The organism is Microvirga antarctica, assembly GCF_017921815.1.
GTDB lineage: Bacteria > Pseudomonadota > Alphaproteobacteria > Rhizobiales > Beijerinckiaceae > Microvirga > Microvirga antarctica.
Window position 1 is genome coordinate 763,994 of the sequence record NZ_JAGEMM010000002.1, and the last position, 14,380, is coordinate 778,373.

A 14,380-nucleotide genomic window follows, 5' to 3' on the forward strand; every position below is an offset into this window, starting at 1 on the left:
CCAGAGCAATGTCATGGATCGTGGGATTAAAATGAATTTTCCGACCGCGGCGCCCCGGTGCGTCGCTCTTTTGGCGGCTGCCGTTCTGGCAGGGACGCTGTCCGCGTGCGCCAGCCCGAATGCTGCGGGCGAACTCGTCTCGTCCACCGGATTCGGCCCCAAGCTCGCCGCGCGACCCGACTTCGTCACGCAGTCTCGCCCTGACTCGCTTGAGTACATGACAATCGGCACCGCCAATCCAGGCCGGCCGGAGAAGCCCCGGACGCTTGCGGAGGTCAAGGCGGCAGAGGCCGAGCTTGATGCGATCCGCGACCGCAACCTTGCGGCCGGGACCGCCGCAGCAACGCTGGGGGGAACGGCGCCGCCGCCCGCGGTCACACCACCGGCCGCCAAGACGCGGTGAGACCGCAGAACCGCCACGATTTGCCTCGAGGGTCACCCATGTCCGATTTCCATCGCATCAAGCGCCTGCCGCCCTACGTGTTTGAGCAGGTCAATCGCATCAAGGCCGCTGCCCGGGCCGGTGGAGCGGATATTGTCGATCTCGGAATGGGAAATCCCGATCTTCCGGCGCCAAAGCACGTCATCGACAAGCTCGTCGAGACCGTCGGAAAGCCGCGCACCGATCGGTATTCTGCCTCGAAGGGCATCGTCGGTTTGCGCCGGGCCCAGGCCGCCTATTATGAGCGCCGCTTCGGGGTGAAGCTCAACCCGGACACCCAGGTGGTGGCCACGCTCGGCTCGAAAGAGGGCTTCGCCAACATGGCTCAGGCCATCACCGCCCCGGGCGACGTGGTGCTTGTTCCCAATCCCAGCTATCCGATCCACGCCTTCGGCTTCCTGATGGCCGGCGGGGTGATCCGGTCGGTGCCGGCCGAGCCGACGCCGGCATTCTTCCCCGCCGCCGAACGGGCCGTCGCGCACTCCATCCCCAAGCCGGTGGCTTTGGTGGTCTGCTATCCGTCGAACCCCACCGCTTACGTTGCGTCGCTCGATTTCTACCGCGATCTCGTTGCTTTCGCGAAGAAACACGACCTCATTCTGCTGTCGGATCTGGCCTATTCGGAGGTCTATTTCGACGATTCAAACCCGCCGCCGTCGATCCTCCAGGTTCCGGGCGCGATCGATGTCGCTGTCGAATTCACCTCGATGTCGAAGACCTTTTCCATGGCGGGCTGGCGGATCGGCTTCGCGGTCGGCAACGAGCGCCTGCTCGCCGCTTTGGCGCGGGTGAAGTCCTATCTCGATTACGGCGCCTTCACGCCCGTTCAGGTGGCGGCCACGGCCGCGCTCAACGGTCCGGACGATTGCATCCGCGAGATGCGCGCCACCTACAAGCGTCGCCGCGACGTGCTGATCGAGTCCTTTGGGAAGGCTGGCTGGGCGCTGCCCACTCCCACGGCGTCGATGTTCGCATGGGTGCCGATTCCGGAGAAGTTCCGCTCTCTCGGCAGCCTCGAGTTCTCGAAGCTGCTCGTCGAGAAGGCCGACCTCGCGGTCGCGCCCGGGATCGGTTTTGGCGAGTTCGGCGACGATTACGTGCGGATCGCCCTCGTCGAAAACGAGCAACGCATCCGTCAGGCCGCGCGCAATGTCCGGAAATTCTTCGACGGCGCGGATTCGACCCTCCACAACATCATTCCGTTGAGCAAGGCGGTCTGAGGCGCGGCGTCTGCCGCTTCGCATGGACATGGGCCCAGAGCAGTCGTAAAGAGCAGCGACTTTTCCATAGGAGCCCTTCTCCGTGACACGTCCTCTTCGGGTCGGCATTGCCGGCCTTGGCACGGTTGGTGCCTCGGTCATCAAGATCCTCGCCCGCCGCAATGCAGTTCTGACGCAGCGCTACGGCCGTCCGGTCGAGGTCACGGCTGTCTCGGCACGGGACCGGACGAAGAACCGCGGCTTTGATGTCGCCGACTATCAATGGTTCGACGATCCGATCGCGCTCGCGACCTCGCCTGACGTGGATTGCGTGGTCGAGCTTGTCGGAGGTTCCGAAGGGGCGGGCCGGGAAATCGTCGAGGCCGCGTTGCGCGCTGGCAAGCACGTGGTCACCGCCAACAAGGCGCTTCTCGCCCAGCACGGTCTGGAACTTGCGCGCCTTGCCGAGGCGAATGGCGTGGCGCTCGCCTTCGAGGCGTCGGTGGCGGGCGGCATCCCGGTGATCAAGACCCTGCGCGAGGCGCTACCGGGCAATGCCATCTCGCGGCTCTACGGAATTCTCAATGGGACCTGCAACTACATCCTCTCGCGAATGGAGATTGAGGGTCTGACATTCCAGGAATGCCTGAAGGACGCGCAGCGCCTGGGCTATGCGGAAGCGGACCCGACGTTTGACGTGGAAGGCTTCGACACCGCCCACAAGCTCGCCATCCTGACCAGTCTGGCGTTCGAGACGGAGGTCGACCTTGAGGCGATCTACGTCGAGGGGATTTCGTCCATCACGCCGCTTGATCTCACGATGGCGTCCGAACTCGGTTTCCGGATCAAGCTTCTGGGCGTGGCCGAGCGCAACGCCATGGGCATTGAGCAGCGGGTCCATCCCACGATGGTGCCCAAGAGCTCTGCCATCGCGCAGGTGATGGGCGTCACGAACGCGGTGACGATCGACGCCGACGCCATCAAGGAACTGACCTTGATCGGCCCTGGAGCCGGAGGCGATGCCACTGCCTCGGCCGTGGTCGCAGATATCGCCGATGTCGTGCTCGGGAAGGCCGATCACCCGTTCGGATGCTCCGTCGACAGGCTTGAGAAGGCGACGCGCTCGCCGATGCAGCGGCACGAGGGCGGCTACTACATTCGCCTGACTGTGCATGACCGCCCGGGCGTCGCGGCAGGTGTTGCCACCCGGATGGCCGAGGCTGATATTTCGCTTGAAAGCATTCTGCAGAAACGATCCGAGAAAGCTGCTAATCAGGATCCGCACGGACGTTCAGGTGCGCCGGTCCCGCTGGTGCTCATCACCTACGCGGCCACGGAATCGGCAATCCGGTCGGCCGTCGAGCGGATCTCGGAGGACGGGCTGATCGCGGAGCCACCTCAGGTGATCCGGATCGAACGCGAATAATCGAACGGGCCTGCGGGTCCGCCATTCAAGCGCAGAGAGCCGACTGGCTCCGCCTGCAAAAGGGAGACGATCCATCCATGTCGCAGGGCATCACAGTCCAGCCGGGCCAGCTCATCGAACGCATCCTGACCCTCGAACTCGTGCGCGTCACCGAGCGCGCGGCAGTTGCCTCCGCCAGACTGCGCGGACGCGGTAACGAGAAGGCGGCCGACCAGGCGGCCGTGGACGCCATGCGGCGGGAACTGAACAAGCTTCCCATCGACGGCACGGTTGTGATCGGCGAGGGCGAGCGCGACGAGGCGCCGATGCTGTTCATCGGCGAGAAGGTCGGCAACAAGAACGGCCCGAAGGTGGATATCGCCGTCGATCCCCTCGAAGGCACGACGCTGTGCGCCAAGGACATGCCGGGCTCCATCGCCGTGATGGCCATGGCCGAATCCGGCACGCTGCTGGCCGCTCCCGACGTCTATATGCACAAGATCGCCATCGGCCCCGGCTATCCCCAGGGCACCATCGATCTCGATGCGTCACCGGAAGAGAACCTCAACAATCTGGCCAAGGCCAAGGGCGTGAAGGTCCAGGAACTGACAGCCCTCGTGCTTGATCGGCCGCGCCACGAGGCGCTGATCGCGTCTCTGCGCAAGCTCGGCGTCGGCGTTCGCCTGATCTCGGACGGCGACGTGGCCGGCGTGATCTTCACGACCCAGCCGCAGGAGACCGGCATCGATATCTATCTCGGCATCGGCGCTGCCCCTGAGGGCGTGCTGGCGGCCGGCGCCTTGCGGTGCATCGGTGGCCAGATGCAGGCGCGGCTCATCCTCGACACCGAGGAAAGTCGCTCTCGCGCCCTGCAGATGGGAGTGACCGATCCGAACCGGAAATACGACATGAAGGACCTGGCCCGCGGCGACGTGATCGTGGCCGCGACCGGGGTCACCGATGGCGGCCTCCTCAAGGGCGTCAAGTTCGGCGAGAAGGTGATCACCACCGAGACGATTGTCTACCGGTCGGCAACCGGCACGGTCCGGCGCATCTTCGGCGAGCACCGGGAACTGTCGAAATTCCATCTGGATTAAGACGTTACACTTCCTTCCTCGCCTAATAGGCGAGGAAGGAATTCGTCGCTTGTGAAGCCGAGGGAGCCATGGGTGAACCGGTGATCCTGATCCGCCCCGTAGAGCCCGGCGACCGAGAGGCATGGCAGGCGCTGTGGGAGGGATATCTTGCCTTCTACAAGGCGGCTCTCTCGCCTGACATCACGCAGTCCACCTGGGCCCGCCTCCACGATCCTTCGGAGCCAGTTCATGGCCTCGTGGCAGTCCTGAACGGCGATGTCGTAGGCATCGTCCATTACCTTTTCCATCTTTCGACCTGGACAAAGGGTTCCTACTGCTATCTCGAGGATCTCTATGCCTCCGACAAGGCGCGCAATCGCGGCATCGGGCGTCACCTGATCGAGGCCGTCGCAGACCGGGCCCGTGAAGCAGGCGCCGCCAGGCTCTACTGGAATACTCACGAGACCAACGAGACGGCCCGGGCGCTCTACGACAAGGTTGCGGTGCGGAGCGGTTTTCTTCAGTACCGGCTCCCGGTCTGACCGATCAGGGCAACGCCATGCTGTCGACGGACCTGCTCATCGTCACCGACGTCCAGCACGATTTCCTCCCGGGCGGAGCGCTGGCGGTTGCAAACGGGCACGAGATTCTGGGGCCGATCAACAGGATCGCCGGTCTCTTTCGCCACGTCATCCTGACGCAGGACTGGCATCCTCCGGGCCATCTCTCCTTTGCCTCAAGCCATCATGGCCGACGCCCGTTCGAGACAATGAAGGCGCCCTACGGGCAGCAAATCCTCTGGCCCGATCACTGCGTCCAGGGGACTTTCGGCGCAGAAATCTCGCGCGACCTCCACATTCCGCATGCGGAACTCATCATCCGCAAAGGCTATGAGCCCGGCATCGACAGTTATTCGGCTTTTATCGAGGCTGACAGAAGCACGAAGACCGGCCTGACTGGTTATCTGCGCGAGCGTGGCTTTCGGCGGATCTTCGTGGCCGGCCTCGCCACCGATTTCTGTGTCGGCTGGACAGCACTGGACGCCCAGGCTGCGGGTTTCGAGACGCTGCTGATCGCCGATGCGTCGCGGGCCATCGACACCAATGGGTCGCTGGATGTCATCCGGACCGATCTGGCTGCGGCCGGAGTCGCCGTCATCGACAGTTCGAATCTGGATGACCAGAATTGAACTGCCGTTAGACGGCGACCCCGTGGAGGTCGTATTCATCCGCGCGTTCGATTTTCACCGTCACGATATCGCCGGCGCGCAGGGGCCTGCGGGACCCCACATAGACCGAGCCGTCGATTTCCGGCGCGTCATATTTTGAGCGGCCGCGCGCCACAGTCGTGCCGGGCTCGTCAATGATGACCTGAAGGCGTTTGCCGACCTTTGCCTTCTGGATCCGCGCGCTGATATCGCGCTGGGTTTTCATGAAACGGTGCCAGCGGGCGTCCTTCACTTCGGGCGGAACGGGCCCCCCCAGCGCGTTGGCGGGTGCGCCGTCGACCGGTTCGTACCGGAAGCAGCCGACCCGGTCGAGCTTGGCCTCCGCGAGCCATTCCATGAGGAAATCGACATCGGCCTCCGTCTCGCCCGGGAAACCGACGATGAATGTCGAGCGGATCGCCAGATCCGGGCAGATTTCACGCCACCGGCGGATGCGCTCGAGGGTCTTTTCCTGGTGAGCTGGCCGCCGCATGGCCTTGAGGACAGACGGGGAGGCGTGCTGGAAGGGGATGTCGAGGTAAGGCAGGATCTTGCCCTCGGCCATGAGGGGGATGACTTCGTCAACGTGAGGATACGGATAGACATAGTGCATGCGCACCCACATCCCCATCTCGCCCAACTCCCGCGCCAGCTCATAGAAGCGGGTCCGGACCTCCCGGTCCTGCCAAAGGCTGGGCTGGTACTTGATGTCCAGGCCGTAGGCGCTCGTATCCTGCGAGATCACGAGCAATTCCTTGACCCCGGCCTTGGCCAGTTTCTCGGCCTCGCGCAGCACTTCGCCGATCGGCCGGCTGACGAGATCGCCGCGCAGCTTCGGGATGATGCAGAACGAGCAGCGGTTGTTGCAGCCCTCGGAAATCTTCAGGTAGGCATAGTGCCGGGGGGTGAGCTTGATGCCCTGCGGGGGCACGAGGTCGAGAAAGGGGTCGTGGACCGGCGGGGCTGCCAAGTGCACCGCACCGACCACGCTCTCATATTGCTGCGGTCCGGTGATCGCCAGAACGTTTGGGAACCGGTCGCGGATCTGCTCTGGCTCCGCGCCCATGCAGCCGGTGACGATCACCTTGCCGTTTTCCGCCATGGCGAGGCCGATGGCGTCGAGGGATTCCGCCTTGGCGCTGTCGAGAAAGCCGCAGGTATTGACGATGACCACGTCCGCGCCGTCGTGTTTCTTGGTCAGTTCATAGCCCTGCGACCGCAATTGCGTGATGATCCGCTCCGAATCGACCAGGGCCTTGGGGCATCCCAGCGATACGAACGACACTTTTGGAGCGGGAGCATTCATCCGCGGGCATCCATCTCTGACACGTGTTTGAACTGCCCAGGCCGGCACCCTGTGGCGGGCGGCACGCAGTCACGACAAAACGGGCTGGGCGGGTCGTGAGACACCATCACAGCCGGATTTGCAAGGATATTCTGATGGTCGTGGGGTTGAGCGACCCTTACTCGACGTCCCGGAAGTACGGCTCGACAAGGCCCTTGAGCTTGATCGTCATCAGGTTGCCGGCCCGATCCTTGGCCGTTCCCGCGGTCAGGCGCACCCAGCCTTCGCTGACGCAATACTCATCGACATTGGTCTTGTCGACGCCCTTGAAGCGGACACCCACGCCGCGCTCGAGCAGCTTCTCATCGTAAAAGGGGCTGTTCGGGTTGCCGGACAGGCGATCGGGAGGGGTGTCGGTCATAGGTCGCGAATTCCGAATGAGGGGCCAGGGTTGCGGCCAGAGATAGCCAATTCCGGTTCCAATGCAAACGGCGAGTGCGCCGGACGGTCCCGCGCCTCGACTGATGTCCCTGGTGTCAGGTCGGAGCGACCGCCTCCGCCTGACAGACATCGACCCAGGCGGCGGATGCAAGATCAGCCATAAGGTCAGGCGAAACCCTGACAGCACTGTGGATCGCGCCAGCCGCCGGGATCACCTCATCGAAGGCCTTGAGGGACACATCGCAATAGACCGGCAGCGCGGTTGCCAGCCCGAAGGGACAGACACCGCCGACGGGATGACCGGTCACGGCCTCCACCTCGTCGCCGGCAAGCATCCGGGCCTTTCCGCCAAACGTCGCTTTGATCTTGCGATTGTCCAGCCTGGCATCGCCCCGCGTGACCACAAGAACGACGCGATCGCCGATCCTGAGCGACAGGGTCTTGGCGATCTGGCCGGGGACGACCCCGTGACCCGCCGCAGCCAGCTCCACCGTGGCGGTGCTCGTCGATAGTTCGATGATCGTGAGTTGGGGCGCCTTCTCGGCGAGGAACGCCCGGACGGATTCGAGGCTCATGAAGAGAACCGTCCGATCAGAATTTCATGCTCAGTCCGACCACGGGGCCGTGCAACACCATGTCGAACTCGTAGCGGCGGGTGCCCGAGCCCTGGGCATAGTCCACGCCGAGCGCGCGGTAGCCGATCACGCCCGAATAGGTCACACCCTGGTAGGTGCCGAACTCCATGCCGTACCCGGCAATGGCCTGCCACGAGAACTTGCTGCCGACGCCAAAGCCGCCGATATCGCCGCGCACGAAGAGTTCGTGGCCCGGAGCGAGATCATAACGGATTCGCGCGCCGATGACCGGGTCGACCCAGTCCACGGCGCCTGATTTCGCCACTGCGCGGCCCCCGATAAGCTCAAGGCCGGCAAGGTTCAGGGTTCCAACCAGATCGAGCGAGAGATCGGCCTCCTGGTACCAGTAGCGCACGCCACCGAGGATATCGAATTTGAGCGCGCCGGCGCTCGCCACCTGATAGGCAGCCCCAACCTCGACGACCGCAAGCTGCGTGCTGAAATCGGCGGCAGCGCCCAGGGACCCGACCACGCCGGGGGCCAGCGAGCGCGTCCTGACAGTGTTTCCATCCAGACCGATTTTGGTCCAGACCGCATCCGCGTAGAGGGCGAGCGCACCGTTGCGCGCCTCGAAATTCCCCATTAGTGCCAGAAGCGTATCGGATTTCTCAACAATATCAACGAAAGTGGCGTCGACCTTGACGGTGCGCCCTCGCACCGTTTGATTGCCGTTCATGGACACCAGCCACCCATAGGGGATGAACCGATAGCTCCACGGCGAGGTAACCGCGAGCGGTGCCTCGATGGGCACGGGGGATGGGTAGGGGATGTCGGCTGCCTGAGCCGTGACGGATAAACCTGCCAGACACATTGGCAAAAGCATTGCGCAAAGCGAGCGGCGTACCAGATGCCCCATGGTCCCAGATCCCTGAATCGGCGCCTTCCCTAGGGTTCGCCATTCAGCGCATCACTGCCGATGGCCAAATCAAAGTCAAGGGAACACAGGGGACAGAACCGCCGGGCGCATCGGTCGCCCGGCGGGTGATCGGTCACTTGATGGCGGCGTCGTAGACAAACAGCGTGGAATCATCGTCGTCAGGCATGAAATACGCACGCAAACCGGTGGCGGTTGATTCGACGAAGAACGGGTTCTGGGTCATGGGCAGGCCGGAGGGCGACCAGAGTTCGATCGGCACCTGCCAGACGGGCCGGTTATCCTTGAGATCGACCACTTCGAATCCGCCGAGACGGAAGACCGGGCCGTCAGCGCTCGCCTTGTAGGCATTCAGGCCAGAGCACAGCATCCGCTGGCCGGCGAGAGAATGACAATCCTGGTAATCGATGTACTGCGCCGGGTTCATCACCCGCAGCTCTTCGGGCTTCGCATCAGCGTTGGTCACCTTGCCGTCCGCACCGATCGGCCACGCATAGAAGCGGCGGGAACCCCATGAGACTCCGTGCAGGGACTTGTTCTCGGCGTTGTGGACGATGCCGCCGATATGATCCTTGAACCTGAAGACTTCGAGGGCTTTCATGGTTTTGGGATCGACCTTGTAGATGATCGCCTGGCTGTTGGGCCGGTATTCTGCCACCGGTACCCAGAGGAATTCCCCATCGTAATCCATCCCGCCGGGATGATAGACCGTTCCTTCTCCCAGGATAAGGTCGCCCAAAAGCTTGCCGTCTGGACCGATCTTGAACAGGTGGCCCTGACCCTTGCCGGTGTCGCGGTCATAGCCGTCTTTCATCTCGGTATAGCGCGTGGTCGGCGTCTGGATATCGACGGACGAGACAAAGAAATCATCGCCGATTTTGATCATGCCCTGGGGATGGAAGGTCTTGAACGGAATCTTGATGGCCGTGACCGGCTCCCACTTGGTGCCTCGCGTCAGCTTCAGAACCCGCTCGCCCAGCGCCGTATCGGCAGAAGCGGCGGGCTGTGCTGTCAAAGCGACGAGCGGGAGCGTCAGGATTGAAATTGCCGCACAAAAAGAAGCGAGTCGTCGGGAAGTCATGGCGTCCTCCAACGCGGCAATTGACTGTGCCGCTTGTCCATCAATCATGAATCCGCAAGGGATCCGGTGCAAGCGGAGACTCTGCCCTTGTCGCGCGACGCCGCGATGACGCTGATGCGCGATGAGGAACGTCACGGGTAGCGCCGAGTTGAGTTGGATCAATCGGAGGACAGCCATGGCCGTGCGCGCGAACTGGAAGGGGTTTCTGAAAGTCGGCGAGTTGTCCTGTCCGGTAGCCCTCTATACCGCGGCCTCGAGTTCGGACCGGATCGCCTTCCACACGCTCAATCGGAAAACAGGCCACCGGGTCCGCCGCCAGTTCGTGGATCCGGAAACGGGAAAACCGGTCGGGGCGGACGAGCAAGTGAAGGGCTATGAGACCGGTAAGGGCGAATACGTGATGCTGGAGCCGGACGAGATTGCGGCGGCTGTCCCTGACAGTGACAAGACCCTGAATGTCGAGGCGTTTGTAGCCTGCAGCGATATCGATGACGTCTATTTCGACCGTCCCTATTATCTCACCCCGAGCAGCCCGGCAGCCCAGGAGGCCTTTGCGCTGATCCGGGAGGGCATGCGAGCGGGCAATGTGGCGGCGCTAGCGCGCACGGTTCTGTTCCGTCGGGTTCGGACGGTGCTGATCCGGGTCCACGACGAGGGGTTGATCGCCACGACGTTGAATTTCGACTACGAAATCCGCTCGTCGAAAGACGCGTTCGACGACATCCCGGCAATGAAGATCGAGGGCGAGATGCTCGATCTCGCCAAGCATATCATTGCCACCAAGCGCGGCACCTTCGACCCCGCCGCTTTCGATGATCGCTACGAGAGCGCGCTCGCGGATCTTGTGCGCGCCAAGCGCGAGAGCAAGCCCTTCGCCCGTCCCTCGGCCAAGCCCGAGGCGAAGGTCATCGACCTGATGGAGGCCCTGCGGAAGAGCGCGGGGGCTGCAGGAGCTGCCGGCAAGGGTGCTAAAAAATCAGCCGCATCGTCTTCCGGTAAGGCCAAAGCCAAGGCCCCCGCCAAGCGCGCAGCGGCGTCCGCCGCGCCGAAGCGAAAGGCCGGATGATGGCTCGCGAAAAGCCACTCACTTTCGCTTGGGCGGCGCCTTCTTGCCTGTTTCTGCAGCGAGACTTTTCTTCAGCGCATCCATGATGTTGACCACGTTGTTCGGGCGCTCCGGTCCGGGCTTTTTCCGCGCCGCGGGCTTTCCGCCGCGTTTGGACTTGGCGGCGATAATGTCCTTCAGTTTCAATTGGACCGGATCACGCACCATGGCCGGATCCCACTTGCGCGAGCGTTCCTTGATCAAGGTGGTGACCATGGCTTTCAGGGGCGGCTCGACTTTCACCTTCTCGATCTCGTCGAAATACACATCCTCCTTCCGGACCTCGTCGCCATAGCGCAGGGTCCACAGGACGATCCCGTTGTCGCGGGGTTCGAGCATGACAGCGCGCTCCCGGCGGTAGAGGACCACCCGCGAGATCCCCACCATATCCGTGGCCTTCATCGCCTCGCGGACGACGGAATAGGCCTCCCGGGCCACGGAATCCGCGGGCATGAGGTAGTGCGGACGGTCGTACCAGATCCACTCGATCGAATCTTTCGGCACGAACATGTCGATTTCGATCGTCCGGGTGCTTTCGAGTTTTACGGCCTCGAGTTCGTCGTCCTCGAGGATCACGTATTCATTCTCGCCAACCTCGTAGCCCTTGACCTCATCGTCTCCCTCGACCACCGCGCCGGTCTCTGAATCCACATAGCGGCTTTCGATCCGGTTGCCGGTGGCGCGGTTGAGGGTGTGAAATTTGACCTTCTCGCCCTCGGAGACGGCCGGTGTCATGGTAACGGCGCATGTCACGAATGACAGCTTCAGGTAGCCCTTCCAGAATGTCTTCGGTGCCATGGTGTCCCTCAGCCTGCGCGGTCACAGACGCACAACCAGGGACCGGGATCATCGTTCCTGGGCGTCCCGAACTGCCAGAACCAACGCCACCCTCGCGGCGTTACTGCATGCCGCTCGCGCAAGGGCGATGACAAAACGGGGTGACGCTTCGTGTCAGGCAACAGCAAACTCTCAACCTATCGGGCAAAGCGCGATTTCACGAAGACCAGTGAGCCGAGCGGCGAGGCGGGCGGAGCCCACGCCAGCGGCGGCCGGTTTGTCATCCAGAAACATGCGGCCACCCGTCTCCATTATGACCTGCGTCTCGAGATGGATGGCGTGTTCAAATCCTGGGCCGTGACCCGCGGTCCGTCGCTCGACCCGCATGACAAGCGTCTGGCCGTCGAGGTCGAAGACCATCCCCTTGAGTATGGTGACTTCGAAGGCACCATCCCGAAAGGCGAGTATGGCGGCGGAACGGTGCAGCTCTGGGATCGCGGGTTCTGGGAGCCCGACGGGGAGGGCACTCCCGAAGAACAACTGGCCAAAGGCGACTTCAAGTTTACCCTCCAAGGCGACCGGCTCCATGGCGGCTGGGTGCTGGTGCGCATGAAGAAAGACCGCAACGGCGGCAAGCGGACGAACTGGCTCCTGATCAAGCATCGGGACTCGTTCAGCAGTGACGGTAATGGCGAGGCTGTTCTCAAGGACGATCAATCCGTCGCCTCTGGCCGTTCGATGGCGGATATCGCTGCCGGCAAGGGCAAGGGTCCGACGCCCTTCATGCTGTCCGGGAAAAAGGCGGCCGGCCCGGATGCCGTTTGGGACAGCAGCCAGGGCCTGGCAGCCAGCGAACGGGAAAAGGGGGCCGCGACGTCCAAGACCTTGCGGCGCGCTCCACCGAAATCCAAGGCCGCGGCGTCAACATCGCTGCCAGACTTCATCCCGCCCCAGCTCTGTGAGCCGGTGGAGCGCCCGCCCTCTGGCGACGGCTGGGCGCACGAGATCAAGTTCGACGGCTATCGGATGCAGCTGCGGATTGCCGGCGGACAGGCCACCCTGAAAACCCGCAAGGGTCTCGACTGGACGGCGAAGTTCGGGGCGATCGCGCGGGCAGCCAGCGGGTTGCCGGATGCGATCATCGACGGCGAGATCGTTGCTCTCGACCATGACGGCGCTCCGGATTTCGCGGCCCTTCAGGCCGCTTTGTCGGAAGGCGAAACCGACGATCTCATTTTTTATGGGTTCGACCTCCTCTATGACGTCGGGCGGGACCTGCGGTCCGAGTCCTTGGCAGATCGGAAAATCCGCCTGGAGGCGTTGCTGCAAGGGCTGGACAAGGTGCCGGCGACGCTGATCCGCTTTGTCGAGCATTTCGAGACCGGCGGCGACGCCGTGCTGCAATCGGCCTGCCGCCTCTCGCTGGAGGGCATCGTATCCAAGCGGCTGGATGCGCCCTATCGCTCGGGCCGCACCAAAAGCTGGACGAAAGCCAAGTGTCGCGCCGGCCACGAAGTCGTCATCGGCGGGTGGACAACGACGCAGGGAAAGTTTCGCTCGCTCCTTGCAGGGGTCCACCGGGGCGATCATTTCGTCTATCTCGGTCGGGTCGGGACCGGCTTTAGCGCGGCCAAGGTCAAACCTCTTCTGGAGGCTTTGCGGGCGACGGAATCGACTGTCTCGCCTTTCACTGGGATCGGTGCGCCGAAAAAGGACGCGAACACCCACTGGACCAAGCCTGACCTCGTGGCCGAGATCGAATTCGCGGGCTGGACAGGCGCGGGGATGGTTCGCCAGGCAGCCTTCAAGGGGCTGCGGGCGGACAAGCCTGCGGCCGAGGTCGAAGCGGAGAGGCCCGCAAGTGCCGCGGCCACGGAGGTGCCGGAACCGGCAGCGCCGCGGTCCCCCGCAAAGTCGCGGACGGGAAAGTCCGGAAAGGCCGTGGTCATGGGAGTCACGATTTCCAGCCCCGACAAGGCGCTCTGGCCGGATGCGGGGGACGGCGTTCCGGTCAGCAAGCGCGATCTTGCCGCTTATTTCGAGGCGGTCGGCGCCTGGATGATGCCGCATCTGCACGGCCGGCCCTGCTCGATCATCCGGGCCCCTGACGGGCTGGGAGGCGAACAGTTCTTCCAGCGCCATGCCATGCCCGGAACCTCCAACCTCCTCGAACTCGTCACCGTGTTCGGAGACAAGAAGCCCTACCTTCAGATCGACAGGATCGAGGGGCTTGCGGCCGTTGCGCAAGTGGCCGGCATGGAGCTGCATCCCTCGAACTGTCGCCCCGGCGAACCCGAGATCCCCGGACGTCTCGTCTTCGACCTCGATCCGGGCCCCGGCGTCGCCTTCTCGACCGTCGTGGAGGCCGCCAAGGCCCTGCGGACGCGGTTGGACGACCTCGGCCTTACCAGTTTCTGCAAGACCACGGGCGGGAAGGGGCTGCATGTGGTGACGCCTCTTGCGTCAACCGGGCGTCGCAAGTCGACTTGGCCCGACGCCAAAACTTTCGCCCGTGAGGTCTGCCTCCGGCTGGCGAAGGACGAGCCGCAGCGATACGTGGTCAACATGGCCAAGAAGCTTCGAGAAGGTCGCATCTTTCTCGACTATCTGCGCAATGACCGCATGGCGACCGCCGTTTCCCCGCTGTCCCCCCGTGCGAGGCCCGGAGCCCTCGTATCGATGCCCCTCACATGGGCGCAAGTGAAGGCGGATCTCGACCCGGCCCGCTACACGATCCGTTCGGTTCCGACGCTGATCGGGAAAAGCAAGGCTTGGGCGGAGTATGGCGACAGCGAAGGGTCGCTCGAAGACGCCATCAAGAAACTCGGTAAAGCAAGGCTTGCGGCCTGAGAC

The 14,380-nt window shown here is 63.4% G+C and carries 14 protein-coding genes; 8 read left to right on the top strand and 6 right to left on the bottom strand.

Features of this window, described 5'->3' with window-relative positions; translation table 11 throughout:
• Positions 1–31 precede the first annotated feature (31 nt).
• The 6 genes from J4G32_RS10790 to J4G32_RS10815 all read left to right on the top strand — a co-directional run bounded on the left by J4G32_RS10790 (position 32) and on the right by J4G32_RS10815 (position 5,311).
• A complete protein-coding gene (locus J4G32_RS10790) occupies positions 32–403 on the top strand; it encodes a hypothetical protein (protein ID WP_210490821.1) in 372 nt (123 codons plus the stop codon).
• Positions 404–441: 38 nt separating this feature from the next.
• Positions 442–1,662: an LL-diaminopimelate aminotransferase gene (locus tag J4G32_RS10795; RefSeq protein WP_210490824.1), complete on the top strand. Its 1,221-nt coding sequence runs from the start codon at positions 442–444 to the stop codon at positions 1,660–1,662.
• Between the two features lie 82 nt (positions 1,663–1,744).
• Positions 1,745–3,067 (top strand): homoserine dehydrogenase, encoded by a 1,323-nt coding sequence (locus tag J4G32_RS10800; protein WP_210490827.1) that lies wholly within the window; start codon positions 1,745–1,747, stop codon positions 3,065–3,067.
• Positions 3,068–3,144: 77 nt separating this feature from the next.
• Positions 3,145–4,143, top strand: coding sequence for a class II fructose-bisphosphatase (glpX, locus tag J4G32_RS10805; RefSeq protein WP_210490830.1), 999 nt, complete (start codon positions 3,145–3,147; stop codon positions 4,141–4,143).
• A gap of 68 nt (positions 4,144–4,211) precedes the next feature.
• Positions 4,212–4,664 carry a GNAT family N-acetyltransferase gene (locus J4G32_RS10810; protein WP_210490831.1) on the top strand — a complete coding sequence of 151 codons (453 nt, stop codon included), beginning with the start codon at positions 4,212–4,214 and terminating at the stop codon, positions 4,662–4,664.
• A gap of 17 nt (positions 4,665–4,681) precedes the next feature.
• Entirely contained in the window at positions 4,682–5,311 is a 630-nt protein-coding gene (locus tag J4G32_RS10815) for a nicotinamidase (protein ID WP_210490832.1), read from the top strand.
• A gap of 7 nt (positions 5,312–5,318) precedes the next feature.
• Here the strand turns inward: J4G32_RS10815 and rimO are convergent, their stop codons facing one another.
• The 5 genes from rimO to J4G32_RS10840 form a co-directional block, all read right to left on the bottom strand.
• A complete protein-coding gene (gene rimO, locus J4G32_RS10820; RefSeq protein ID WP_210490833.1) occupies positions 5,319–6,635 on the bottom strand; it encodes a 30S ribosomal protein S12 methylthiotransferase RimO in 1,317 nt (438 codons plus the stop codon).
• Between the two features lie 157 nt (positions 6,636–6,792).
• Positions 6,793–7,035 (bottom strand): DUF3297 family protein, encoded by a 243-nt coding sequence (locus J4G32_RS10825; RefSeq protein WP_210490834.1) that lies wholly within the window; start codon positions 7,033–7,035, stop codon positions 6,793–6,795.
• 115 nt (positions 7,036–7,150) lie between these two features.
• Complete coding sequence (locus tag J4G32_RS10830; protein WP_210490835.1) at positions 7,151–7,630, bottom strand: YbaK/EbsC family protein; 480 nt, start codon at positions 7,628–7,630, stop codon at positions 7,151–7,153.
• A 16-nt stretch (positions 7,631–7,646) separates the two neighbouring features.
• Positions 7,647–8,546 (bottom strand): hypothetical protein, encoded by a 900-nt coding sequence (locus J4G32_RS10835; RefSeq protein WP_210490836.1) that lies wholly within the window; start codon positions 8,544–8,546, stop codon positions 7,647–7,649.
• 133 nt (positions 8,547–8,679) lie between these two features.
• Positions 8,680–9,645: a DUF6454 family protein gene (locus tag J4G32_RS10840; RefSeq protein ID WP_210490837.1), complete on the bottom strand. Its 966-nt coding sequence runs from the start codon at positions 9,643–9,645 to the stop codon at positions 8,680–8,682.
• Positions 9,646–9,820: 175 nt separating this feature from the next.
• Here J4G32_RS10840 and ku (J4G32_RS10845) point away from each other — a divergent pair, with 175 nt between their 5' ends.
• Positions 9,821–10,711: a non-homologous end joining protein Ku gene (gene ku / locus J4G32_RS10845; protein WP_210490838.1), complete on the top strand. Its 891-nt coding sequence runs from the start codon at positions 9,821–9,823 to the stop codon at positions 10,709–10,711.
• Positions 10,712–10,729: 18 nt separating this feature from the next.
• On the opposite strand, the gene ku (J4G32_RS10850) is transcribed toward ku (J4G32_RS10845), so the two are convergent.
• Positions 10,730–11,548, bottom strand: a complete 819-nt coding sequence (ku, locus tag J4G32_RS10850) for a non-homologous end joining protein Ku (protein ID WP_210490839.1) — start codon at positions 11,546–11,548, stop codon at positions 10,730–10,732.
• Positions 11,549–11,698: 150 nt separating this feature from the next.
• Between ku (J4G32_RS10850) and ligD the strand changes: the two genes are divergently transcribed.
• Positions 11,699–14,377, top strand: coding sequence for a DNA ligase D (gene ligD / locus J4G32_RS10855; RefSeq protein ID WP_210490840.1), 2,679 nt, complete (start codon positions 11,699–11,701; stop codon positions 14,375–14,377).
• The last annotated feature ends 3 nt before the right edge of the window (positions 14,378–14,380 follow it).

Coding starts and splice junctions, on each gene's coding strand:
- J4G32_RS10790 (WP_210490821.1), top strand. CDS start 32: ATGAATTTTCCGACCGCGGCGCCCCGGTGCGTCGCTCTTTTGGCGGCT.
- J4G32_RS10795 (WP_210490824.1), top strand. CDS start 442: ATGTCCGATTTCCATCGCATCAAGCGCCTGCCGCCCTACGTGTTTGAG.
- glpX (WP_210490830.1), top strand. CDS start 3,145: ATGTCGCAGGGCATCACAGTCCAGCCGGGCCAGCTCATCGAACGCATC.
- J4G32_RS10810 (WP_210490831.1), top strand. CDS start 4,212: ATGGGTGAACCGGTGATCCTGATCCGCCCCGTAGAGCCCGGCGACCGA.
- J4G32_RS10815 (WP_210490832.1), top strand. CDS start 4,682: ATGCTGTCGACGGACCTGCTCATCGTCACCGACGTCCAGCACGATTTC.
- rimO (WP_210490833.1), bottom strand. CDS start 6,635: ATGAATGCTCCCGCTCCAAAAGTGTCGTTCGTATCGCTGGGATGCCCC.
- J4G32_RS10825 (WP_210490834.1), bottom strand. CDS start 7,035: ATGACCGACACCCCTCCCGATCGCCTGTCCGGCAACCCGAACAGCCCC.
- J4G32_RS10830 (WP_210490835.1), bottom strand. CDS start 7,630: ATGAGCCTCGAATCCGTCCGGGCGTTCCTCGCCGAGAAGGCGCCCCAA.
- J4G32_RS10835 (WP_210490836.1), bottom strand. CDS start 8,546: ATGGGGCATCTGGTACGCCGCTCGCTTTGCGCAATGCTTTTGCCAATG.
- J4G32_RS10840 (WP_210490837.1), bottom strand. CDS start 9,645: ATGACTTCCCGACGACTCGCTTCTTTTTGTGCGGCAATTTCAATCCTG.
- ku (WP_210490838.1), top strand. CDS start 9,821: ATGGCCGTGCGCGCGAACTGGAAGGGGTTTCTGAAAGTCGGCGAGTTG.
- ku (WP_210490839.1), bottom strand. CDS start 11,548: ATGGCACCGAAGACATTCTGGAAGGGCTACCTGAAGCTGTCATTCGTG.